The 23376-nt window shown below is 56.7% G+C and carries 20 protein-coding genes; 7 read left to right on the top strand and 13 right to left on the bottom strand.

What is annotated here, in order from left to right:
* Positions 1 to 14: 14 nt before the first annotated feature.
* Positions 15 to 800, bottom strand: coding sequence for a 16S rRNA (guanine(527)-N(7))-methyltransferase RsmG (rsmG, locus tag BUB22_RS05300; protein WP_083535401.1), 786 nt, complete (start codon positions 798 to 800; stop codon positions 15 to 17).
* Positions 801 to 886: 86 nt separating this feature from the next.
* Here rsmG and BUB22_RS05295 point away from each other — a divergent pair, with 86 nt between their 5' ends.
* The 3 genes from BUB22_RS05295 to BUB22_RS05285 all read left to right on the top strand — a co-directional run bounded on the left by BUB22_RS05295 (position 887) and on the right by BUB22_RS05285 (position 3704).
* Positions 887 to 2389, top strand: coding sequence for a hypothetical protein (locus BUB22_RS05295; RefSeq protein ID WP_073114218.1), 1503 nt, complete (start codon positions 887 to 889; stop codon positions 2387 to 2389).
* Between the two features lie 227 nt (positions 2390 to 2616).
* Entirely contained in the window at positions 2617 to 3006 is a 390-nt protein-coding gene (locus BUB22_RS05290; protein WP_073114217.1) for a hypothetical protein, read from the top strand.
* Positions 3007 to 3044: 38 nt separating this feature from the next.
* A complete protein-coding gene (locus tag BUB22_RS05285; RefSeq protein ID WP_073114216.1) occupies positions 3045 to 3704 on the top strand; it encodes an epoxyqueuosine reductase QueH in 660 nt (219 codons plus the stop codon).
* Here the strand turns inward: BUB22_RS05285 and BUB22_RS05280 are convergent.
* The 3 genes from BUB22_RS05280 to BUB22_RS05270 are packed head-to-tail and all read right to left on the bottom strand — an operon-like array spanning position 3701 to position 6413.
* Positions 3701 to 4456, bottom strand: coding sequence for a porin family protein (locus tag BUB22_RS05280; protein WP_073114215.1), 756 nt, complete (start codon positions 4454 to 4456; stop codon positions 3701 to 3703). The two genes, BUB22_RS05285 and BUB22_RS05280, sit on opposite strands and share 4 nt — an antisense overlap.
* Before the next feature lie 42 nt (positions 4457 to 4498).
* Complete coding sequence (locus tag BUB22_RS05275) at positions 4499 to 5590, bottom strand: hypothetical protein (protein WP_139258735.1); 1092 nt, start codon at positions 5588 to 5590, stop codon at positions 4499 to 4501.
* Positions 5574 to 6413, bottom strand: a complete 840-nt coding sequence (locus BUB22_RS05270) for a TIGR02147 family protein (RefSeq protein ID WP_073114213.1) — start codon at positions 6411 to 6413, stop codon at positions 5574 to 5576. The genes BUB22_RS05275 and BUB22_RS05270 overlap by 17 nt, the downstream gene beginning before the upstream one ends.
* A gap of 179 nt (positions 6414 to 6592) precedes the next feature.
* Here BUB22_RS05270 and BUB22_RS05265 point away from each other — a divergent pair, with 179 nt between their 5' ends.
* Positions 6593 to 8845, top strand: a complete 2253-nt coding sequence (locus tag BUB22_RS05265; protein WP_083535400.1) for a YgiQ family radical SAM protein — start codon at positions 6593 to 6595, stop codon at positions 8843 to 8845.
* A 1-nt stretch (position 8846) separates the two neighbouring features.
* Here the strand turns inward: BUB22_RS05265 and BUB22_RS05260 are convergent, their stop codons facing one another.
* From BUB22_RS05260 to BUB22_RS05225, 8 genes are all read right to left on the bottom strand, one after another.
* Entirely contained in the window at positions 8847 to 9311 is a 465-nt protein-coding gene (locus tag BUB22_RS05260) for an expansin family protein (protein ID WP_254794649.1), read from the bottom strand.
* Between the two features lie 83 nt (positions 9312 to 9394).
* Entirely contained in the window at positions 9395 to 10042 is a 648-nt protein-coding gene (locus BUB22_RS16635; RefSeq protein WP_175547242.1) for a hypothetical protein, read from the bottom strand.
* A 131-nt stretch (positions 10043 to 10173) separates the two neighbouring features.
* Positions 10174 to 10911, bottom strand: a complete 738-nt coding sequence (locus tag BUB22_RS05250; RefSeq protein WP_073114211.1) for a tetratricopeptide repeat protein — start codon at positions 10909 to 10911, stop codon at positions 10174 to 10176.
* 108 nt (positions 10912 to 11019) lie between these two features.
* Positions 11020 to 12390 carry a PA14 domain-containing protein gene (locus tag BUB22_RS05245; RefSeq protein WP_073114210.1) on the bottom strand — a complete coding sequence of 457 codons (1371 nt, stop codon included), beginning with the start codon at positions 12388 to 12390 and terminating at the stop codon, positions 11020 to 11022.
* A 6-nt stretch (positions 12391 to 12396) separates the two neighbouring features.
* A complete protein-coding gene (locus BUB22_RS05240; protein WP_139258731.1) occupies positions 12397 to 12801 on the bottom strand; it encodes a hypothetical protein in 405 nt (134 codons plus the stop codon).
* Positions 12802 to 12816: 15 nt separating this feature from the next.
* Positions 12817 to 14355: an ArnT family glycosyltransferase gene (locus BUB22_RS05235; RefSeq protein WP_073114208.1), complete on the bottom strand. Its 1539-nt coding sequence runs from the start codon at positions 14353 to 14355 to the stop codon at positions 12817 to 12819.
* Position 14356: 1 nt separating this feature from the next.
* Positions 14357 to 16138: an NPCBM/NEW2 domain-containing protein gene (locus tag BUB22_RS05230; RefSeq protein WP_083535403.1), complete on the bottom strand. Its 1782-nt coding sequence runs from the start codon at positions 16136 to 16138 to the stop codon at positions 14357 to 14359.
* A 50-nt stretch (positions 16139 to 16188) separates the two neighbouring features.
* The gene (locus BUB22_RS05225; RefSeq protein WP_073114207.1) at positions 16189 to 17424 is read right to left on the bottom strand and encodes a M18 family aminopeptidase; all 1236 of its coding nucleotides are present in this window, start codon (positions 17422 to 17424) and stop codon (positions 16189 to 16191) included.
* An 81-nt stretch (positions 17425 to 17505) separates the two neighbouring features.
* On the opposite strand from BUB22_RS05225, the gene BUB22_RS05220 reads away from it, so the two are divergent.
* From BUB22_RS05220 to BUB22_RS05205, 3 genes are all read left to right on the top strand, one after another.
* Positions 17506 to 18513: an MlaD family protein gene (locus BUB22_RS05220; RefSeq protein ID WP_073114206.1), complete on the top strand. Its 1008-nt coding sequence runs from the start codon at positions 17506 to 17508 to the stop codon at positions 18511 to 18513.
* The gene (locus tag BUB22_RS05215; RefSeq protein WP_139258729.1) at positions 18507 to 19277 is read left to right on the top strand and encodes a hypothetical protein; all 771 of its coding nucleotides are present in this window, start codon (positions 18507 to 18509) and stop codon (positions 19275 to 19277) included. The genes BUB22_RS05220 and BUB22_RS05215 overlap by 7 nt, the downstream gene beginning before the upstream one ends.
* 290 nt (positions 19278 to 19567) lie before the next feature.
* Complete coding sequence (locus BUB22_RS05205) at positions 19568 to 22411, top strand: T9SS type A sorting domain-containing protein (RefSeq protein ID WP_073114204.1); 2844 nt, start codon at positions 19568 to 19570, stop codon at positions 22409 to 22411.
* A 3-nt stretch (positions 22412 to 22414) separates the two neighbouring features.
* Here BUB22_RS05205 and BUB22_RS05200 read toward each other — a convergent pair whose 3' ends face one another.
* Positions 22415 to 23290 (bottom strand): hypothetical protein, encoded by an 876-nt coding sequence (locus BUB22_RS05200; protein WP_073114203.1) that lies wholly within the window; start codon positions 23288 to 23290, stop codon positions 22415 to 22417.
* Between the last annotated feature and the right edge of the window lie 86 nt (positions 23291 to 23376).

Below are 23376 nucleotides of genomic sequence, written 5' to 3'. Positions count from 1 at the left end.
ATGGGTGGCAATTTTTATTCTACACGTTCGAGGATAACGAGCGCGCGGTCTTGCGTGCTATTCGGAATGGTGTAGAAATGCTTCGCGATTAGTTTGTACCCAAAGTCTTCGGGGTGGAAGACCTTCAGCTCGTCGGCAACGCCCGGACCTTTCATGAAGTACACGCGGCCCCCTACCTTGAGGGAATTCGCGAGGCGCGGGAGGGTCTTTTCCATCCATTCGAATGCGCGGCTGATGACTCCGTCGACCGGGAGGGTCATGCTCCGGCTCGTCACCTTGTGGCCGAACACGTCGATACCCTTCAGGCCCATCTTCTCGATGACCATGTTGAGGAAGTTGATGCGGTTCGGACGCGGCTCGCAGAGCGTGAGACGGATATGCGGGTTCACGAGCTTGAGCGGAATTCCAGGGAATCCGGCACCGCTCCCGACATCGATCATGCGGGCGGGCCATTCGGGAACGTATGCGTTGATGAGGGTGCAGTCGGCGTAATGGCGTTCCACCATCGTCTCGAATGCGTTAAGGCGCGTCAAGTCCTGATCTTCGTTGTTCGCGCGCAGCAACTGGTGGAATTCCCAGAACTGTGTGAGCGTCGCCGGTTCGAGTTCCACACCGTAGTAATGCAACAGCTTGTCGAGCCCCTCAATCGAGGGCTTTACACGCTTCCCGTTAAACAGCGGGAATTCGGTGCGCGGAGCCTTGAGGTGCGGCACGAAATCGCGGCCGGCGGTACTGCCCGCGCGGGCGGGAGTACGACCGGACCATTTCTTGGGGCTCTTATGCCAGGAATCGCTTGCCATAGCCCAAATTTAAAAACCTCCTAGAAAAAAAGTGGCGATTTGGCTCATTTTTTGCGCGAAACCGTTTATATGGGTAGAGGATTTCTATGAATACGGGAAAAATTTGGCCAAATTCCGCGATAAGCATACTTTTCACGCTTGCCACAGCGCTAACCGGAACGTTGCTCGCCCCGCTCGCGATACATTCCGCGGAAATCGCGGAGGCGCAGGCGGCGGATGTCACGGAAGCGCAGGTATTCGAGTGGTGGGACGACGGCACCATCGAAGCGGAGGAGGCAAACGAGATGCTCTCGCTTATCGACGAGGGCAAGATGGAGGAGGTGTGCGCACTTGCAGAAATCTACGCGAACGAACCCTGCGGAACGGAGGAGCAGGCAGTTTTCGCAGACGACGAGTTCGCAGGCAACAGGACCGCAGGCGATACGCCCGCAGGCAAGAAGCGCGCGGGCAATAAAACCGCGGGCAAGTCGCGGGTCAAAAAGCCTTCCCGTCACTACAGCGGGCACCTCGCAGCAAAAGTGCGGTACGATTCCGCGGGCCACGTTACGGCGCATCGCGAGGAACTGCTGTTCATTTTCCACAGGGCAACGCTCCGGCTCGGCACGCAGGAACTGCTCACGTACAAGGGCAAGCGGGGCGAGGCGCACTTCGGGCAGATTTCCACACGCGAACTCAAGAGCACCATTCCCGTCGACACTCTCTGGGGAACCGCACTCGCATATTCCTTCGGTGCACTCGGGCTCGCCGGGCTCATCGACACCTCCGGGACATTGCGGGCGCACGCCAGCTACAACCGTGGCAAGGTTTTCACGGCAGGCGCATCGCTGTGGAAAACCGCCGACACGTATTCCTTCATGGCGCAGGCCGCCTTCCCCTTCGGGCAAGTCGCATACTGGCAGCAATTCGGGGAGCGTACCCCGCTCATACACTTCCGCCTGCACGGCAGGGATTCCTCCGCCTTCTCGTGGCGAACGACCGGCTACATACACGGCGATTCCCTCCCCCCGCCGGCAAGGCTCAGCCCGAGCATCGCGAAGCGCAGGTTCTGGACCACACAGAACATCACGTACCGCGCAAAGGACTTTTTCGACACGCGGGTATCGGCAAGCGCCCGCATACTCTCGCCGCTCCACTCCGACAGCGTTTCGGGGAGGCTCGCACTCGATATTTCCGGCGGGCCGCCCGCACTCCGCATGGGCGCAAAGTTCACATGCGTCGAGGCCTCCGAAAATTGCAGACAAACTATTTTCCAGGGAACCGCGGGCACAACCCGCGAATTCAGCACGCTCTCGGCAATGCTTACGGGCAGTGCACACACGCAGCACGACCGCACAGGAAATTCCTGGAGCAGGCCCCGAATCGAAATCGGCGCATCCGTTTCCGAGAAAAAATCCGGCGGCCGCGAGGACATGTTCAAGGTCACCCTCGTCGCACCCGACGCAAGCCCCCGCGAAAACCTCCAAATCCGGAGCGAGACGCGCCTCACCTGCGACTTCCTGGAGTTCTCGCTCATCGCCACCTTCAAGAAAAGCGACGGGGCCAAAATCCGGCCCGCCCACGCCCAAATTTCTTCAAAAATTCTTTTCTAGACACGCCGCAACCAGCCCGTAACCGCCCTGTACACACCTAAAAATGGCGATTTTCGATCAAAAAAGGCATTTTTCACCATTTCCCATGTTCACGTGTGTAAACAAGAATGCTCCGATTTTTTGGTAAATCCCCCCTGCAATTAGGTATCTTATAGATACCCAAACACTCCCTGACCCCTTTAGGTTACCTCCTTTACCTGAAGGGGTCCTTTTTTTATCTTTACGGCATGATTATCGCGACCGTCATCGGGGCAGTTCTCTTTCTGCCGTCCATCGCACTGAATATCGCTCTCGCGTTCGGTGCCCCGCTCGGCATGTACGCCATGAACGGCCGCAACAGGGTGGTGCCCAAGGAAGTGCGCAAGGCGTTCATCATCCCCATCTGCATGCAGCTAATCGCGATGTACACGCTGCTCAGCGCGGGCAAAGTTCTCCCGATGCTTTTCCCGTTCGAGATTATGCGCATCCTCGCGTTCTTCTTTGCGGTCTACCTCACGTTCTATACCGCCACGGTGCTCTTCAGCACGAGCCACAAGGAAAAGACCGTCATGGGGCTCTTTGCCATCGGGGCAACCATCTGCTTCTGGATAACCGCGTTCGGCACACTCGATTTTTAGACGAAAGACGATAGACGAAAGAATCTAAGGTTTGCAGAATGCCTGAAGCGTATCACAACTACCAGCGAGATCTGAGTTACATCATCCGGTGGAACCAGCGCAAGGGCAACGTGCCCACGCTCCTGATGCACGCCTGCTGCGGACCCTGCAGTACCTACTGCATCGAGTACCTCTCGCAGTTCTTCAAGATAACGATTTTCTACTACAACCCGAATATCGCCCCCGCCGAAGAATACGCCCACCGCGTCGCCGAAATCAAGCGGTTCGTTTCCACATTCAAGACAAAGTATCCGGTGGAATTTATCGAGGGGGAGTACAACCCCAAGAAATTCTACGAGATTGCTCGCGGGCTCGAAGACGAGAAGGAAGGCGGCAAGCGTTGCCGCAAGTGTTTTGAGCTGCGTCTCGGCGAAACGGCAAGGCTCGCGAAGGAAATGGGATTCGACTATTTTACCACCACGCTCACCATCAGCCCCAAGAAGGACGAGCAGGTACTGAACGTGGTCGCCAAGGAACAGGGCGAAATCTACGGCGTCAAGGCGCTTCCCAGCGACTTCAAGCGCAAGGGCGGCAACAAGCGTTCCATCGAGCTCTCTGCCGAATACAACCTCTACCGTCAAAACTACTGCGGGTGTGCGTATTCAAAACACGAAGCTGAAGAGCGCGAAGCCAAGAAAAGCGAAGGCGCTACACCCTAGAACCAGTAGCCAATACCAATCTGGTATTTCAGCAGCTTGTAGTAGCTACCGCCCATGTACTCGTCGGATTCCCAGAGAACCCTAGTTGTTGTCTCTTCCGTCTCGGGGTCAAAGCGCATCTCAACTTCCTCGGAATGCGACGTGAGGCATTTTTTGCCGCCATCAACTACATCCGTGAACTGGAACAGCACGCGCGCATCTATCGAAAGCCCGAAATCGAATACGTGTCCGACTCCCGCGACGACACCCGCACCGAAGCGCTTATCATCGTAACAACCGTCGCTCTGGCCGCGATACCTCTCGGGTATAACATACTCCTTGTCGGAGAGCAACATCACGTCTACAACCGGCCCCGCCTCAAAAAACAGTACCGACGTGCGCCACTGCGCCATGACGGGGACCTCCAGGTAGAGGTATGAATATATTTCGTCGCCGTCCCACGCCCCGCCGCAATCACCATCGCAGGCGATGCCCATCTCGACATGCGTATAGTATGCACGAAAATCCAGCCCAAGTGCCGTATGCAGGTAAAAGTTATCCGTAAACCCATGCGAGAAATCAACCGAAAGCACTCCGCCCGGTCCCGAGATATCGGGATACGGCCCCCAATGCGCATCGGTAATGAGATTCGCAATCTGCGCTCCCAGGCGAACTCCGAACAATTTGCCATCCGGCTTTCCGGCAGCATGTACGAGCAGAGGCAGGCAAAGGGCCAACGCCACCACGCCTCCTGCAATTTTTCTCCAGACCATAATTTCTCCTAACAGTTTCCTTTGCGCCTAGCGCGCAGTGCGTCAATCGTTCTGCTCGCGCCCGAGAATGCCATCGATGCAGGCTTCGAATTCGCGGGAATTCATCCGCCTGTACGTGAACGCGCCCGAACTTGACTTGTGCAGGTAATCCGCATTGTCGGTCACGCACATCTCGGTCACGACATCTTCCATTTCGCGCACTGTTCCCACACAGCTCACGTCGCCCGACTTGAGCGTAACGTGCAGGCTGTCTTTATAGCGGGCGTAATCCACGCTCAGGTCGAACGTCCTTTCCGCCTGGGTAAACTTCACCGAAGTATTCGTCTTTTCCAGAATGACGATGCCGGAGCGTTCCTGCCCGAATTCCGTGCTTGAATAGTAGTAGGGAGTTTCAAGCTGAATGGAACCTCCGCTGCCGAGGAAATCGAACAGCTGGTCCACGAATACCGTCTGCATGTAGTCGTAACCTTCGCGGTCCGTAATGCGGTATTCCACCTTATCGCCATCGAACTTGAAATACTGATCGTAACCGTCATTCATGCAGTACATCTTGTCTTCGCGATAGCGGCACTGCGAATGTTTCCAGATTCCATCAAGCTTGCCCGACGTACCGCCCACGAAGATAAACGATTCCTCGTATTTCTGCTGGTCCGCTTCATACGGGTCGGGTTCAGAGATTTTCGAGAGCAATAGCGTATCGCCACGGAAACTGTAGGCGAAAGTATTCGAATCCGCGAAGAAGAAGTTCTGGTCGTATGCGAAAGATTCGCCTTCCTTGACGCAACCGCCGTTTATTTCGAGAACGATGGTTATCGAGTCACCGACAGCACTCCGCAAGAGCTTGCCCGTGCTCCGAATTTTCGCCGACTCGAACCTTGCAGCGACACTTTTGTCAACCTCATAATTGACAGTCTCAGTCGGAGTTGGTTCGACAGGGTCAGATGTACCCTGCGGTGCACTTATATCCGGCAAGCCATTACCATCCTTCGTTCCAGCATCGGGTGCAGCGTTTTCGGAGTCTGCCATCGCATTCCCGGCCACGTCCTCGGTAAAGCCGGCACAGCCCGAAAGCAAAGCGAGCAAGGCCACACACGGCGTAACGATACTTTGTACAAAACTAGCCCTGATTTTCATCTTTGCCTTCCTTTGCCTTGCTCAGCGGGAATAAATGCAAATTTAATCTATATACGCGGTCATAGTTTTCAACTTTAGAAGGAATATCCTTGACTTTCTGGCGAAAAAGGTCCAGTTCCTCGGAAAGGTGCCACAGAGTCTTCTCGTCCACACCGAAGGTAAGGCCAGAAATGTTGCGGTCTTCACGGGCGACGCCATCGAGTGCATCGGCGGCAAGCAGCGTCAACTGTTTCTGCATGGCGTGCATCGCTCCCGCGACAAGCGCGGGGTCGCCCGAAAGCCCCTTGTTAGTCTGTACGTAAGAGCCGTCCGGCCTCAACTGCAAAAGGCCCGCCTGCACCATGAGCGTAAGCGCATTGCGCACATCGCCCGCAGTCACCTCGGGCACGCACATCTTTGCAATTTCGGAAGGCTTCGCGCCCGGCATGATAGGCGCCAGCTCGCGCACCACCGGGTTTATCCACGACTTGAAGTAGTCGAACGCCTCGGCTCCCAGGATGCGGACCCCGTTCTCCTCCATCAGGGCGCGCATCCGGGAGAAAATCTCGAGACGAACGTTTGCGTCCGGAGCATCGCAGTATTCCACCAGCAGGCAGAAATACTGCGCACCGAACCCGGTAAGGCCCATGGCACCGGCAACCTTCGCCGCCCCTCCGCGGCTCAGACGAGTCTTGCCGTCGCACACCAGCTTGAGGTACCCCGACGACGTGAACCCCGCAAGTTTCGCGAACTCGCGCCACGAGAAATAGGAACCCTTCTTGCGTTCCTCGTAATAATCCCGCATATACTTACGGTAGTCTGAATACTCTGTTATCGGTCTCATGGCTTACCCTGTTACAAATCTACCCTATTGATGAAACAAAATCAATGAATTTTTCAAGAAATTAGCATATTTTTTGTTTGATTTTTGGTTATTTTACAGTTTTATGAAACGCAGTGTTTCATATGGGGGGGGGGGGTAACGCCCTTGCCCACGGCGCAAGATTAACTATCTTTTGCCCCATGTACGATCCGCGATTCCTCCCCATCTGCAAGGAAGACCTAGACGAACTCGGCTGGGATTACGTGGACGTGATTATCATCAGCGCAGATGCCTACGTGGACCACCCGTGCTTCGGGCATGCCGTGGTGGCAAGGCTTTTCGAGCACGAGGGCTTGCGCGTTGCAATTTTGCCGCAGCCCAACTGGCGCGATGACCTGCGCGATTTCAAGAAACTCGGGCGCCCGCGAATGTTCTTCGCAATCAGCAGCGGCATGGACAGCATGGTGAATCACTATACTGCCGCAAAACGCCTGAGGAGCGACGACGCTTTCACGCCGGGCAACAAGGCGGGTTTCCGCCCGGATTACGCGACGTACACCTACGCAAAGATTTTAAAGCAGCTCTACCCCGACGTGCCGCTGATGATTGGCGGGCTGGAATCGAGCCTGCGCCGCGTGACGCATTACGACTACTGGAGCGACAGGCTCAAACCGAGCATCCTGTTCGATACGCAGGCGGACCTTCTCGTTTACGGCATGGGCGAAAAGCCACTGAAGGAGATGGTGCGACTCTTGAAAAAAGGCGTGCCGTTCTCGAGCCTGCATTCCATACCGCAAACCGCATACTTGGCGCCCAAAGGAAATGTGCCGAAGAGCAACCAGTGGGAAGACCTGCGGCTCGCCAGCTACGAGGAATGCCTCGAGAGCAAGCGGAACCAGATAGAGAACTGCCGCAAGGTGGATATCGAATGCAACAAGTGGTTCCAGCGCCGCATATTGCAGGATGTCGCGGAACAGACTGTGGTAATAAACCCCGCATACCCGCCGCTCGAATACGGCGAGTTAGACGAGAGCTTTGAATACCCGTACGCGCGCGAACCGCACCCGCGTTACAAGAAGCGCGGCAACGTGCCCGCATTCGACATGATAAAGTTCAGCATCAACACGCACCGCGGATGCTTTGGCGGTTGCAGTTTTTGCGCCATCAACGCGCACCAGGGAAAGTTCATCGCGAGCCGTAGCCGCGAAAGCATTCTGCGCGAAGTGGATTTGATTACGAATATGGACGGCTTTGCAGGCACCATCACCGATTTGGGCGGCCCGAGCGCGAACATGTACAACATGCGCGGACGCGACCAGAGCCGATGCCAGAAATGCGCACGACCGAGTTGCCTCACGCCCAAGATTTGCGACAACATGGACACGCACCATGCCGAGATTCTGAGCCTTTACCGCGAAGTGCGCAACCACCCGAAGGTAAAGCACCTGTTTATCGGGAGCGGCGTGCGTTACGACATGCTGTTGCAAGAAACGGATGACGAAGAACTGCGCCGCGACCACGAGGAATACGCCCGCGAGCTCATTGACTACCACGTGAGCGGACGCCTGAAGGTGGCACCGGAACACACGAGCGACGAAGTGCTGAAGCTTATGCGCAAGCCAAGCTTTACGCTGTTCCACAAGTTCAAGGAATTCTTCGACGACGAATGCAAGCGCATCGGCAAGCGCCAGCAGATTATACCTTACTTTATCAGCAGTCACCCCGGATGTACCGAGGCCGACATGGCGGAACTCGCCCTCGAGACAAAGCAGCTCGGATTCCAGCTGGAACAGGTGCAGGACTTTACCCCCACGCCGATGACAATCGCGACAGAGATGTTCTATTCCGAGATGACGCCCGATGGCAAGCCGCTTTATGTGGCAAAGACACCCGAGCAGAAGAAGAGCCAGAGACAGTTCTTCTTCTGGTACATTCCGGAGAACCGCCCGCAAATCCGCGCGACGCTGGAGCGTTTAAAACTCGGGAAGATCGGGCGACTGCTATTGAGCCGCAGCGCGAAGGCAGAAGGCAAGGAGTTTTTCCCGAGCAAGGAACGCGAAAGCAATGCGGAATACCGCGAACGCGAACTGCAAAAGCGGGAAGCGCGCTCCACCACAATCGTGCCGAAAAAGTCAGGCGAGAAGGGCCGCTGGGAAAATTCCGCCCGCAGGGAAAGGCGCGCCGCGCAGTTCGGGAACGCGAACAGCGGAAACGCGGGCAAGGGTTTTTCGGGCAACGAGATGCGCCGCGAAGACCGTCGCGAAAATCGAAACGAGCATCGCGAAGAAGGCCGCCGCGAATTCCACAGCAACCGCGATAACCGAGACAATCGCGACTTTGGCAGGAACCGCGGCAACAACCCGCGCGGAAACGGAGGAAACAACCGCCCCTCCGGAGACAAGAGGCGAAACGACTCCCCCGTGCAATTCAGTTCTCGCCGTCGCGGGCGATAAACTATTCCCTATGTTCGTATAGGTACAGGTTGGCCTCGGGAACAGCGAGGTCGGAGCCCTTTATTTTCCATTCGTCGTCGGTACCGGTGCGGTACTTCACCACCACACGGTAGCGGTTGTCGGTCTGCAGAACGTTCTTCGGTACCGTCCAGAAGTTCTCGGTACCCACGACCATCTCGAGCTCGTAGAAGTCGCGGGTATCTATACCGTAAATGGCGACACCCTTGACCATGTCCTTCGGGTTGCGCACCTGGATAATGCTCCAGAATTCGCTCGCGCCTTCCTTGACCCAAATCGATGTCGAATCGCCCCAGACGCCATCGACGCCTTCGCAGCTCACGAATTCCCATTCACCGTAGTAGCGGCCCACGCGATTGCCCATGATATCGGCCGCAGGGGCACCACCCAAGTCTACACCACAATTTGCGTCGGGACAGCGGTCCGTAATGCGCACACAAAAAAACAAGTGAACGGAATCTCATACAGAACAATATAAAAAGATCCCCGACCAGGTCGGGGATGACATACTGAGGTTGATTTCGGTTGACCTTACCAATCCTTCGCCGGTCTAGCCTGGCCGCGGATAGGTTTCCAGGGTTTGCGTTCGCCGTTCTGTTCGTCAAAGTCCTTCAGGAGCTGTGCCGCCTCTTCGGGGCTCATCTCGCCCATCTGCACGGGCTGTTCCTGAGGCTCCTCGCCACCCTGGCTGTCGCTGGAATTTTCCTGCGGCTGCTCGGGTTGCTGTTCAGGCTGTTGCCCGCCATTGCTGTCGGAACTTTCACCGCCCTGGCTGCTGCTGGACTGGCCACCGCCATTCTGATTCTGGTTTTGGTCATCGCCCTGGCTCGAAGAACTCTCGGACCCGCTGGAATTGCCATCGCCGTTCTGGTCCTGGTTCTGCTGATCCTTATTCTGATCCTGATTCTGATCTTGGTTCTGATCCTGATTCTGGTCCTGGTTGTTATCCTGGTTCTTGTCGTTCTTCTTGTTCTCGTTCTTCTGCTCGTCCTTGGCTTCCTTGATGCGGTCAAGGAGCATTTGCAACTTCTGGTCGTTCGGGTAGTATTGCAGGCCCTCGTTGCAGGTGATTTCGGCAGAAGGCAGGCGGTTTTCGATGTACTGGAAGGCCGCATCGCTGTAGTAGGCGCTCGCCGACTTCGGGGCGGCAAAGGCTGCGGCAGCAAAAATCAATACCAAGTACAATGCAATGGAGATCCTTCGACTCCGCCTATCGGCTCCTACCCAAAGGGCATAACTCAACTTGAGAACTAAAGTTCTTAGTTTCGTATAGCTCAGGATGACACTGGTCTCTCTTCTAATCAAACGCATCAGATCACCTCCAGGTCGTTGTCGGTGTTGCTCGCGTCAATCTTCGCCTTGGGCTTGCGGCCGGCCTTGATTTCGATGACGTCGTCAATGCGCTGCACGTGGCCGCTCAGCTGGCCCGCAGTCTCGTCCTCGGCAATCAGGTTCTCAAGCATCTCCTTCGCCTCGGCGTACTTGCCGTCCTTGCAAAGTTGCAATGCGCGCGCCAGGACTTCCTTCGCCTTGTCGGAAAGCGGCGGCTGTTTCTGGTCGTTGTTCTGGTCCTGATTCTGGTCCTTGTTCTCTTTCTGCTTGTCGAGTTCTTCCTTCAGCTTGCGCTGGACAATTTCCACGTTCTTCTTCGCGTTCTCGAAATTGTTGTCGAGGTCGATTGCCTTCTTGAGGTAGGCGACGGATTCGCGCCAGGCCGCAATGCGTTCGCTGCCTTCGGCGGCCTTCTCGCCCATGCGGAAATGCGTGTTCGCGAGGTTGTACGCCGCCTTCGCGGCCATCTTTTTATCCGGCATGCGCATGGCGCTCTCGAGTTCCTTCTTGGCCTCTTCGTAATTGCCGAGCCTGTACTGGCACGTTCCGATATTGTAGAACAAAAGCGGGTTCGCGGGTTCGGCCTCGCGGGCCTTCATATATTTTTCAAGGGCGCCGGCATAGTCGCCGTTCTTGAACAGTTTATTGCCGTCGTTTATTGGCCGCGCAAAAAGCGCTACCGACAGCAAGCATACGAACAACACAAATAAACGCATATACTAATCTCTTCTATAGATTCTATCGCTCCCTGCGGTCGCTCCGGAATCGACTATAATATACAAAACTGGGCATGCAAAAACCACCCCGGAGGGTGGTTCGCATCGTTACCGGAAGAACCGCACCTTGTATTCGAGGAAACGGCCCTGGACAAGCCTTCCCGAGGCGTCGTAGGAACGGTGTTTCTTGAGCGGAGCACGCCATGCCTTCTTGCGGGGGAGCGCATCCGTCGCATGCGTTCCAAAGACCTGCATCGGGTCGCCAACCATCGATTCGCCATAGAACCAGTCGTATATGTTTTCGCGCGGCCAGTACCTGTTGCGCTTGATACGTTCGTTAAGCCAGCGACGGAACGCCTCGCCAATCCACACCCCTTCGGCAGCATATTCGTACATCAGGTCGTCCAGCTGGTTATCGCCACTCGTCTTGGTGGAACCGACACTCACGAGGCCGCCGCCGCGCGTTCCGAACAGGTGCGCAGATGCGACAGAAACGCTGTACGTATTGCCATAGACATCGTCATAGGCAAGCAGGGGGCCACACGACGCGAAGTGGAAGATTCTCGGTCCCACATCCATCGGGTAGCGCACATCGCGTGCATTGAACCCGAGGCCCAGCCCCAGATGGTTGCTATGGCCCACATAGATAGACCAGTCGTAATCCTGCGCGATGCTCTGCACATACCTGAGCGAATCCGACTCGATGATATCCACCGCGCTTTCGCCATAGAGGGCGGAGAGGCCGCGCACAAACTTGTAGTTGGATTCCACCGTCAGGTCCGTCCCCGGCACCATGAAATACGCCGCCTTGTTCGAGAATGTTTTCTTCCCGTAACTAGCGTGCACCTTATCGAACCACTTCAGCAGCAGATCCTTCGGGCTTCCGAGCAGGCCTGCCGTATTGGGGTCTATGCGCGAAACCCAGATTTCAAGGGAATCCGAAACAGAATCGCGCCTTGTAGAATAATGCGCATCGTAGACACCGTTGCCGGCACCACTCTTCCAGCCCGTAGGTTCACCCGGATGCTCGACAGAATCCTTCAGGCCAATGTTTCCATAGAAAGTCGCCAGTAGCCCGGATTCTACGGGATTACCGTGAAACCAAACGTCCTTGGGAACTTCTTCCCATGAGCCGCTTTCCCATTTCCAGTACAGGGACAAGTTAGCACTGCCATATTCTTCCTCGTACTCCAACCTAAATGCGTACAAACTATCCTTGACCAGGTTTACAGCACCATAGTAGGATCTACTCCAATCGGGAAGCCAGGCATCCACCACCAGCGTATCGCCAATGAACACCCTGCGCCCGTTATCGCTAATCACCTCAAGCGAGCAAAGCCCTGTCTGGGGCGGCTTGATAAAGCCCTCATACCGGATAGAGAAACTATCCACAGGGACGGTTCCCGGAAGAGGCGAAGCCGAACCAATACTGAATGCCGGCTTAAGGACAACCTCTTCCGTAATCTTGCCATCGGTCATGCCGAACTAGCCCGATGCCGTATCGAGCCACACGCCGTCCATATCCATGAAATAGAAATCCGAGGCCCAGCGCTGGTACCTGAAACCGTCGATGTTCCACTGCGGGAACTCGAACAGGGCACGCGGCAGATCGCCCACGAATATCGCGCCCTGCAAGCCCTCGCGGTTTTTCACCAGGAGTTCCTTGAGCGCCTCCGCAGTCCCGCCGTTCTTCGGCGAAGCGAAGGTCTTTATCGCAACTTTCACGCCTCGCGCGTCCCCGATATCCTTCGCGTAGAGCGCGACAGCGTCCTTTACCTGCGAATCCTCGTAGAGTTTTTCCTCAACGACAATCATGACATCCGCATTGCAGCATACCGACAGGAGAAACCCTACCAGCAGGCAAATCAAACGAATCCGTAACCCATTCATTTTATCCTCCTTTTTTTAGTAACCCACGACATACTTCCCGAAGCATTCCACGTTGTAGCCCAAATCCTGCAGGGTCTTCATGCGCGCCCCGCTGTTTTCGAGCAGGTAAACAAAATCCTGCCTATGCTCGGGAATTATCCTGTCGGTAAAGATATACTTGTCAAACGAGCGCACGTACAAGAACGCGCTCGGGAAATTCGTGTACTTGACCGTCGAGAGGTACGAATCAAGCGGAACCTTTCCGTAGAAAAGCACGCGCGGGTAACTCACGTCTGGGTCCACGACAACGCTCTTGCCGGCCGATTTCGAGAGTACAAGGTTCATCGCATCTTCGATGCCCTCGCAGAAGTAGTTTCCGATACGGTCGCGGTAGGTGGTAAAGTATTCCTTCTCGAAGGTGGCGAAGCAAATGAGGTAGGCGAACAGCGGAACCACAAGTGCACGCACGTGGATACGCTCGAACGCAAAAACAATCCCGAACGCCGAAACGATAAGGAGCGGCAAAAAGAGGAGATTCACGCGGTTCACGTTCACCTGGATGAGCGCCCCGATGGCAAGGCCCGCAAAAAGCCACACCAGCACGAACGTAGAAAGCCCGAGCCTGCGCCTGCGAATATCCTGGATAGCGTTCCAGACAAACACGCAAAAGCCCACGAGGAAGAACGCGAGCGTCGCCGGGTAGTAGAGCCCGTGACGCCCGAAGGAATTCCATGGGAGGTAATCATTCTGCTTTACGAGAATGTTCGCCAGGTTTGCAAGATTGCGCGGAATATGGGCAAAGGAAATCTCGCTGTCGCGGAAGTACACAAGCTTCGGGATGCTGAGGAAGGGCAGTTTAATTTCAGGAATCACGCCCTTGTTCACGAGCAGGAAAAGCACCAGCGGGCAGGCAAGCGCCACCAGCACGCCGAGCGAAATCCACACGTAGCGCGTATGCCGGAGCGAGCGTGCCCAGAGCGCGTAGGCCACACACGCAATAACGATAAACGGCACCACCGACCATACCGTCGCGTACGCATAGAGCGAAAGCCCGAAGCACAGCGCCGATGCCACCAATAGCTTGGGCTTCTCGAGACCCTTCACGAAGAAGAGAATCCCGAACAGTACAAACCCGGGGGCGAGATTCGATTCCAGCGCCCAGCGCGAAAGCATGATGTGCCAGGGCGAAATCGCCACAAGGAACATGGCGGCCAGCGCGAGCTTGCCCGAAGAAAAGCGCCTTACCAGGTGATAGACGGCGACAAGCGAGAGTATGCCCACGATGAGCATCGGGAGGCGAATTACCCACACCTTGAGCCCGAAGATAGCGACAAAGGGAATCATCAGGTACGATTCGAGTGCGTTCATGCCGGAGCCCCACGCCGTGAGGTACACCGGCAGGCGGTACCCGTAGGAATCCGCCGCGCTGTGCATGAGCGTGAAGGCGTTGTAGCCCGCAAAGGCCTCGTCCTGGTTAATATCGCCCGGAACGTCGCCGAACAGGAATACCCGCGCGAAGATGCCAAGGGCAAGGATTAGCCAGAAACAGACACGAATCTTGTCGACGCGAACCATGCTACTTCTTCAATGTCAAAATCAGGCTGAGCCAATCCGCGTGATCGTAGGCGTTGTCGCCATCCGCATCGATAACGAGCACGATGTGGTCGAGGCCCGCAACCTTCGCGCGGCCCGGCACCGGGGCGTTGTTCCCGCGAACAAGCCCGCTGGACCAGAGTTCGCCCTCGTCCGACTTCACGATAAACCTTACCGAGCCGCCGCCGGACACTTCATCGTCCACGCCCACATAGAAATCCAGATATTCCGCATTTGCGGGCAACGTGAAGTGCAAGCTCGACGATGCGTGCGAGCCGATACCGTGTTCAAACTGGCGGTTCTTCACCATCAGGGTCTTGCCTTCCACGCTCCGGTTGATGCGGGGCGAGCCGTATTCCTGCGTGTAGTGGTCTATCTTCAAGTCGGTGAGATACATCTGGTTGGGCAGGAGTTCCACCTCGATGGGCCGGGATTCGCGCACCTCGCAGGAAAGTTCCACGACAAGGATGAGCGCGAGAACCACGTAGGGCGTAAACCGCGGGAGCGACAGCCGGCTTATCGCATACGCGAGCAGCGGGAAGAACTTCGGGAACAGCGCGTGCACCGAGGCGACGGCAAAGACAATCACGCCAAACGCAGAAATCCAGGGCCAGAGATCGCCGCCCTTGAGCCCGTTGACCATCTCGATGTTCATCGCGCAAAGGAGCGTAATGCAGGCAACCCAGAACCAGGACTTGCGCAGGTCGAGCACGAGCCACATGCACGCAAACGGAATCGCGTATATCAGGTAGCGTTCATGCATGCCGGGCAACAGCAAGAAGAAAGCGAACGAGCTGAAGGTCGCAAGCTTGAAAGTCGTGCGCAGGTTCCGCGCGAACAGCGAGCACTTGAGAATATAAAGCGAGACAATCACGAACAGAATCTTGCCTATCCACGCCGGCGAAAGCAGGGACCAGATTCCCTCCTTGGGCAGGTTGAAGAACGGCGTCGCATCGGCGCTCAGGTTCCCTACCGTAAGCATCCAGAGGTTCGCCGCATTGTATGTCGCATACGGGTACTGGCTCGTGGTGTTCACGTATGCGCGCGAGAGCATGCCCGAAAGGTTGCCCGCAATGAAGAACGGCAACAGCACGAGCACGATTGCAACCGCCATCGCCGGGAGCCCGCGCCAAGAAATCTTGTACTTGCGGATGAATATGCCACCGAAGATAGGCAGCAGGAGAATCATCTGGAACTTCGCGAGGAGCGCAAGCGCAAAGAACAGAGCCGCATACTTCATCTTGCTCCTGAAATTGACGCAGTAGAGCGCGGCAATGCCGAATATGCACGGGAACATGTCGACCTGCCCCCAGATGGGGCCGTCGAGCAACAGCGCCGGGTTGAGCGCCACGAACGCCAGCACGAGATTCGCCTTCGCGGGTTCAAGCTTTATTTTCGAGACAAGCCTGCTTGCTATATCCACAAGGGCAAGGTGCGCAAAGTATACCGGCCACAGGCACAGGAACTTGAGCATGAACGTCTTGTCGATAGGAATGTCGAAAAGCACGTAGACCTTCGACACGACCCACAGCCAAAAAACGTAGAGCGGCGGATAGTTGCCGTTGAACCTCTCGAAGCCGCCTTCGGCAAGTTTCTTGACCCAGTCCGCCCAGTAGCCCTGATCGCCGCCAAAGGCGTTCGCGTTCGTGCAGAACAGGTTTGCCAAAAGGCAAAGGCTTCCCCATATCAAGAAGGCCAGCGTAGCCCGGTTCCACCTCGCCTGCGGAACCTCGATAGACCTTAAAAATTTAATGAAACCCTTCATAAATACGTACATCAACTCCTTGGAGTAAATGTAATATAATCAGGAAGACTTCAAGCTTTTTCGCGGTAGAACTCCTTCAGAAGACTGATCATATCGGCATGGTCCTTCGCCGCAGTCATCTCGCGGATGCTGTGCATGCTGAGCATGGGCTCGCCGATATCGACCGTCGGAATTCCGAGAGCCGCAGATACCGTAGGCCCGACAGTGGAGCCGCAGGGCATGTCGTTACGCATCACGAAGGTCTGGCAGTTGATGTTCGCTTGTTCGCAAAGCAGTTTGAGACGCGCATTGGAATACACGTCGCTCGCGTAGCGCTTTTGCGAATTTGTCTTCAATACGATTCCGCCACCCAGAATCGGGGCATGGTTCTGCTCGTGCTTCTGCGGGAAGTTCGGGTGCACCGCATGCGCCATGTCGATGGAAAGCGCAAGGCTAGACGCCAAGGCTGCATCAAGGTTCGGGACGATAGAATCCAGCACGCTCTTCAGGAAGTTCCCGCCCGCACCTTCGCGGGTCGTGGAACCGACTTCCTCGTTATTGAAGAAGCAGGCAACGGCAAAGTCGTTTTCGAGCGGTTCCGAAGCGATAAACGCCTCGGCAATCGCGTGGCAGCTCGAGAGGTTGTCGAGCCTTCCCGAATAAATCCACTCGTCGTGGAACCCGCCACGGGCCGCCTTCTGCGCATCGAACAGCTGCACGTCAAAATCGAGCAACTTCGCGCCTTCCGGGATTTCCGCCCGCAGGGTGTCCTCGAACTTTTCGCCCGTAACCACGCTCCACAGGGCATCAAGGTCCGTCTGGGGATTGACCTTCAGGCCGTCCTGGTTCACGCCACGGTTCAGGTGGACTGCCAACTGCGGTATGCGGAACAGCTTGTCGCCACGGAAAGTCTTGAGTCGCACCTCGCCGCCTTCCGCATAGGCGAGAACGCCCGCGTATCCCAGGTCGCGGTCCAGCCAGCTCGTGAAAATCGGGCTGCCGTATATTTCGGGGTGGAGCGCCTGCACGCCACAGGAAACCCGGTCGGGATGGGGCGTAATCTTCAGGGTCGGGAAATCCGTATGGGCAAGCGCAATGCGGAACCCGGGGAACTGGCTCACGCTCTTGGGGACACGGACGGCAATCAGGGACGAATCCCGCACAATGCAGTAGCCCTTGCCGGGTTCAATCCTTGCCGGCATCATGGGTTCGTAGAGGCGGAACCCGGCCGCCCGAAAGGCGGAAACCAGACCCGCGACCGTATGCGAAGGGGTGACCGAATTGTCCAAGAATTCAAAAAAATCCATAAAATCCTCTTTTTTTCCTCAAAATACAAAACAAAAATTTTACCGTATACACAATAAACGAATATTTATATATTTATCGACATGAAATTCAAACCCGTAAAGCAAATCAACTGGATGGAGGTTTCCGGCCTCCTGGTAGGCGTATTCTTTACGGTCGCTATCATGGTTTTTGCACTAGTCCTCTACACCAAGCTGTTCACGAGTGGCATGATCGGCGTGGAGGAATACCACCTGCACAGTACTTTTGAAAAGGCGCTCGGCCTCAGGCCCGGTACCCGCGTCCAGATTAGCGGTGTCGACGTTGGCCAAATTACGGACATGGAAATCAAGGACAACGGCGTGTACATGGAGTTCACCCTCCGCAAGCAGTTCCAGAGCTGGATTACCGACAGCGCGACAGTTTACGCCATCCGCGACCAGAACCTGATTTCGGCCCGCGTGGTGACCATCGAAGCCCGCAAGGGCGTGGGCCGCATCCTCGAGGACGGCGACTTCCTGCCTCCGGGAAGGGCACAAGATATCGAGACCGTGCTTGAAACGGCCAACGAGCTGCTCGGGCGCGTGAACCTGCTTATCGACGCAGCCGATACGCTTGTCGCCATGGCGATGGATACGGGAACGACAGTAGGCGCCCTGTTCGGATCGCGCGCACTGTACGACAACCTGAACACGCAGTTGCGCCGACTCAACGACATTACACTCGCAGGCAAGAGCGCCCTGTTCAAGACATCCAACCTCCTCGACACGCTCCACAGCAGCGTGCCCGGCCTGTTGCACAAGGTCGACGGCATCACGGACGATGTTTCCGGCATGATGACCGAACTCAAGCCGCTGCCCGGCAAGGTCGACAACCTGATGGGCAACGTAGAAGGCATGATGGGCAAGATCGACGGGACAATGGGCAAGGTCGACGGACTCCTGAAGGAAGTGGGCCAGGTGACCTCCGGACTTTCGGACTTCATGGAATCGACCGAACAGACTTTGCAGAACGCCGACGACCTGATGACCGGCATCTCGAACATGTGGATTATCCGCAGGTCCATGCCTAGCAAGGATTCCGTGCCCTTCATGGTGGAGACGCTATGGTAATGCGCAAGTTCGGCATGGCGGTACTTCTCTCGCTCGCAACCATCGCAAGCGCATCGGAATCGGGTGTGCTTTCGTACCGCGCCCAGCGTTCGCTCGACGCGGGCAAGATTGCGAAGAGTTACGGCCAGCTGGAACGCGCGCTGCTTGCTAGCCGCAAGGAATCGGACCTGCGTTCCGAGGCACGCGTGCTCATGGCGATGGCACAGATACGCACCATGAGTCTGGACTTCGCGTTCGCCGACTCGCTGCTCGCACAGGTCCGCGAGGAAATTCTCGACAAGAACACCAACCTGATGCTCCTCCAGGGCAAGGCCGCGCTTGCAAACGCGCAGGAAAAGTTCGACGAGACCGCCAAGATGTGCGCCTCGGCGGATGCCGATTCCATTAAGAAGGCAGACAAGCCGTTGCAGGCGGCATTCTTCTCGGAATGCGCGATCGCCCAGGCGGCAAAACGCAGGACCGACGATGCCGACGAATCGCTGAAGATGGTCGGGAAGCGCTCGGACAAGAAGGGCGGTTTTTATGCCTATACCGCAGCCCGTATGGCAGACGTCTCGGGCAGGGGCGAAGCGGATTCGCTTTACCGTGAAGCCGAGAAGAAGTCCATACAAGGTAACGTGCCGTACATGACGGCGACAATCCTCTATCTCCGTTCGCAGCTCAAGAGCACTCCGGCAGACGAAGCGGCCGACCTGAAACTCCGCTGCAAGAACGCGTTCGAACTGATGGGGCTCCCGAACAACGCGAAGCGCTGCGGGGAATGATTTTTAGTCATTGGTCGTTGGTCATTGGTTATTGGTCATTGGTCATTAGTTATTCGGGTTTCAAGACGTTTATTGCGGGGCGCGGGATGTTTATCACGGGGCGCAAGACGTTTATTGCGGGGCGCGGGATGTTTATCGCGGGTTGCAAGATGTTTATTTCGGGATGTTTAGTATCGTAGAAAACTGCACAACGGCTTTTTCGTGCAGGGGTGCGCGGGCGATACAGTTCCAGGAGACATAATATATATTCCTCACTACAGGGCTTTCCGTCCCGTTTATGTGAGGTGATTATGGGTAACTTTTTCAGGCCCGCAGGCGCATTTCTCGCCATCGCGGGTGCATTTCTTGCTGTCCACGCAGCGACCGGCGAGGGCGATTTCAGCTGGAGCAACGTGAGCATGGGCGGCGGCGGGTTCGTTAGCGCCGTTATCGCCTCGCCCGTCGAAAAGAACGTGTTCTACGCGCGCACCGACGTGGGCGGCGCATACCGCTGGAACGAGGAAACCAAGCGCTGGGAATCCATGATGGACTGGGTCGACGTGAGCGAACTCGGCCTGCTCGGGATCGAGGCCATCGCGGTTGACCCGAAGGACGAAGGCAAGGTGTACATGATGGCGGGCACGAGCTACTTCAGCAACGCCCGCAGCGCCCTCCTGCGTTCTACGGACTACGGCAAGAGCTGGGAAGTGCACTACACCTGGGATTCCACGGGCGCGAAGGGCGGCGTGGTGATGGATTTCGGCGTTCACGGCAACGGCATGGGCCGCGGGAACGGCGAAGCGCTCGCCATCGACCTGAACAATACTGACATCATGTTCTACGGTTCGAGAAGGTCCGGACTCTGGAAATCAAGCGACAACGGTTCCACCTGGAGCCACGTGGATTCCTGGACCGCGGCCGCCGGGAGCGACACCACCTGGAACGGCTCCGGGTTCAGCTTCGTGCAGTTCGCGCCGGGCAGTTCCAGCACGCTCTACGCCGGATTCCTGCGCGAAGGGAGCACGGCAAAATCCACGTTCGAGAACGTGTTCACCTCAACAGACGCGGGCAAGACATGGAAACCGCTCCCGATTCCCGACGCGCTCCGCACAACCGCGGGTGGCGCGAAAGTCCGCCTGATGCCGCAGCGCGCGGTAGTCTCGAAGGACGGCGGCACGCTCACCGTCACGTTCGCCGACGGCGCGGGCCCGCATTCCATGGGCTGGGACGAAGGCTGGGGCATGATATACGACGGGTTCGGCCGCGGTGCGGTACTGCAGTGCGATATCGCGACGCTCACCTGGACCGACGTATCGCCGGAAGACTACATCGACGACGGCAACACGGGCGCATCGGAATACGACAACGCCGACTACGCCGACATGGAAAACTACACCTACATTGCACCCTACGGCGGCATATCCATCAATCCGGAAGACCCGAACGAGATGGTCGTCACCACAGAAGGCTACCGCGGCCCGCAATTCTGGTACATCGCCACCGACGGCGAAGACGGCAAGTGGAGCGACCAGTGGGGTTCCAACATCTTCCGCACTACGGACGGCGGCAAGACATGGGTCGCAAGCTTCAAGTACTACTGGATGGAAGGCGGCTACTACCCCACCGTCAAGCAGATGGACGAGAACGGAATCGGCTGGATGCAGGGAGGTTCCATCCACTGGTCGGGCAGCGCGGCAATCGACCCGTTCAACCCCAAGCGCGTATTCGTGAGTTCCGGCAACGGCATCTTCCGCTGCGACAACATGGACGACTACGAGGTGATACCTGCGGGAACGTTCGATTCCACGACAAACTACTACTATTCGAGCGACGAGGCGGTCCAGGGCCAGGTATGGCACTTCAACGCACACGGCATCGAGGAGACCGTCCCCTACGAGGTGGTAAGCATTCCCGGAGGCCCGCTAGTTTCCGTCATCGCCGACTATGACGGATTCAGGCACGAGGACATCTCGAAGTTTCCCGCCCACAGGCACCTCACCTCCGTCTCGGGCACCAACACCTCCCTCGGTTCCACGTGGGCACTCGCCTACGCCCCGAAATCGGGAACGCTCGTGAAGGTGAGCGCCACCCGCGCCTACGAAGGGCAGTACAACGACGTGCCCATCGACCCGGTGCAGGTCTCGAAGGATTCCGGGCGCACCTGGAGCGTGGCCACCTACGGGAGCCTCGACAAGAACTACAAGGAAGGCACGGTCGCAATTTCTACCGACGGGAGCACCATCGTCTGGGTACCGGGTAACGGAACCACCACCGTTTTCCGCCAGGTAAATTCCGGATGGGAAACCGTATCGGGAATCGACAACGCGTCATTCGTCGTGGGCGACCCCGAAAACGCAAGCGTGTTCTATGCATACAACCGAACAACGGGAGAATTCTTCAGGAGCGAAGACAAGGGCGGCACTTTCACGAAGGTGAGCGAACCCGGCAAGAGCAACAACAAGAAGTTCCGCGCCATCCCGGGATACGAAGGCGACCTCTGGCTCCCTATCGCCGAAAGGAACGAGACCGGCGACCCCGTGACAGGCAAGCTGCTCCACTCCACCGACGGCGGCAAGAGCTGGACACCCGCAGAGGGCATAGGCTACTGCGAGGCCGTAGGCTACGGGAAGCCTAAGGCAGCAGGCGGCTACCCCGCGATCTATGCGTTCGGCAAGGTGGGTGAAACCGTAGGCGTGTTCGGGAGCGACGATGCAGGCAAGACATGGACCCGCGTGAACGACGACGGGCACGAATACGGCGGGCTTGCGAACGGCGAGTTCGTGATGGGCGACATGAATACCTACGGAGTCGTCTACATGAGCACGGCGGGCAGGGGAATCGCGGCACGCGTCCCGAGCGACTGGAACATGGGCTCGAGCGAATCCGGCGGAACGACAGCGATTGCCCGGAAGGCAAAGCCCGAAGGATTCGGGAGCGTGAACTACAGGAACGGCAACCTGGAATTCGTGCTGAGCAACGCAAGCATGCGCCTGACCGTATTCGACATGCGCGGGAAAAACGTGTACGACAAAACCTTCGCAAAGTCGGGCAGCGTACCCGTAAGGAGCCTCGCGAAATCGAAGGGCACATACTACGTGAGGGCGACAAGCAACGGCAAGATGCTGTTCAGCACCCGCATTGCAATAACACGATAAGGATTAATTGGCAGGAGTTTCCGCTGCATTACCCGTGGCACCGTCCACGGGTTTTTCTTTTGCATTTTCTGCGGCGGGTTCTACTGCGGCAGTTTCCTCTTCCTTCTTCTCGACCTTCTTCAGCGAGAGCAGGTGCGCGAATGCATAGCGCGGATGAACCTTGCCATCGGCAAAAGCATCGATGGTGTTCTTCACGTCGTTGTACACCGTAGAATCGGAACCCGCCTTGGAACCAATGCCCCTGTAGCCCAGCACGCGGAACGTCTTGTTGTAGAAGCTTTCGCGGAACTTTTTGAAGCGGGGCTGCATCACGTCGTTCATGATCATCTCGAGCGCAGTCTCCGTCTGTTCGGCGTCAAGCTCGAACGTGCGGTACATCAGGCGAATGTGCTGCGGGATCGTCGTATCGGGACTGTCGAAGTACGGGCGCATCACGTCGGCAGCGGCATGCGGGTCGGGGTACGGCCCCTTCGACAGGCGGAGCGCAAACCCAACGGCAAGGCGCCAGTGGTCCGGGAAATTCCTGAGGGCACGGCGCATCACGATAAAGTCCGTAGTGTCCTGCGTATCTATCGGGGTAATGCTACCGACAAAGTAATAAGGCGTGTAGAACAGGCTATCGAGTTCGGTGCAGAGGTTCGCCACATGGCTCAGGTGGTTGTACTCCTTGCCCGAAAGGAAGCTCTCGCCCAGCGAGGTGAGTCCCTTGATCCACAGGAGCCCCGCAAAGGAGGCATCATTCCCGGCCGCGAGATACTTCACCGAAGACGCCTTCGGCAAGAAGGAATCCTCGGTAAACTTATCGGGGAGCGGCTTCGCAAAATTGAAGGCCACCGCAATAAGCGCAACCGCAAGAACTATGGGAACAAGGAACCGCATAAATACTCAGAGATAAAACAATGTGAAATGTGAAGTGTGAAATGGAAAATCAATCATTACACATCCCTCATTCCACATTACACATT

Source organism: Fibrobacter sp. UWCM (assembly GCF_900129735.1).
GTDB lineage: Bacteria > Fibrobacterota > Fibrobacteria > Fibrobacterales > Fibrobacteraceae > Fibrobacter.
The sequence above is the reverse complement of the archived record's forward strand: the minus strand, read 5'-3'. Positions and strand labels throughout refer to the sequence as shown.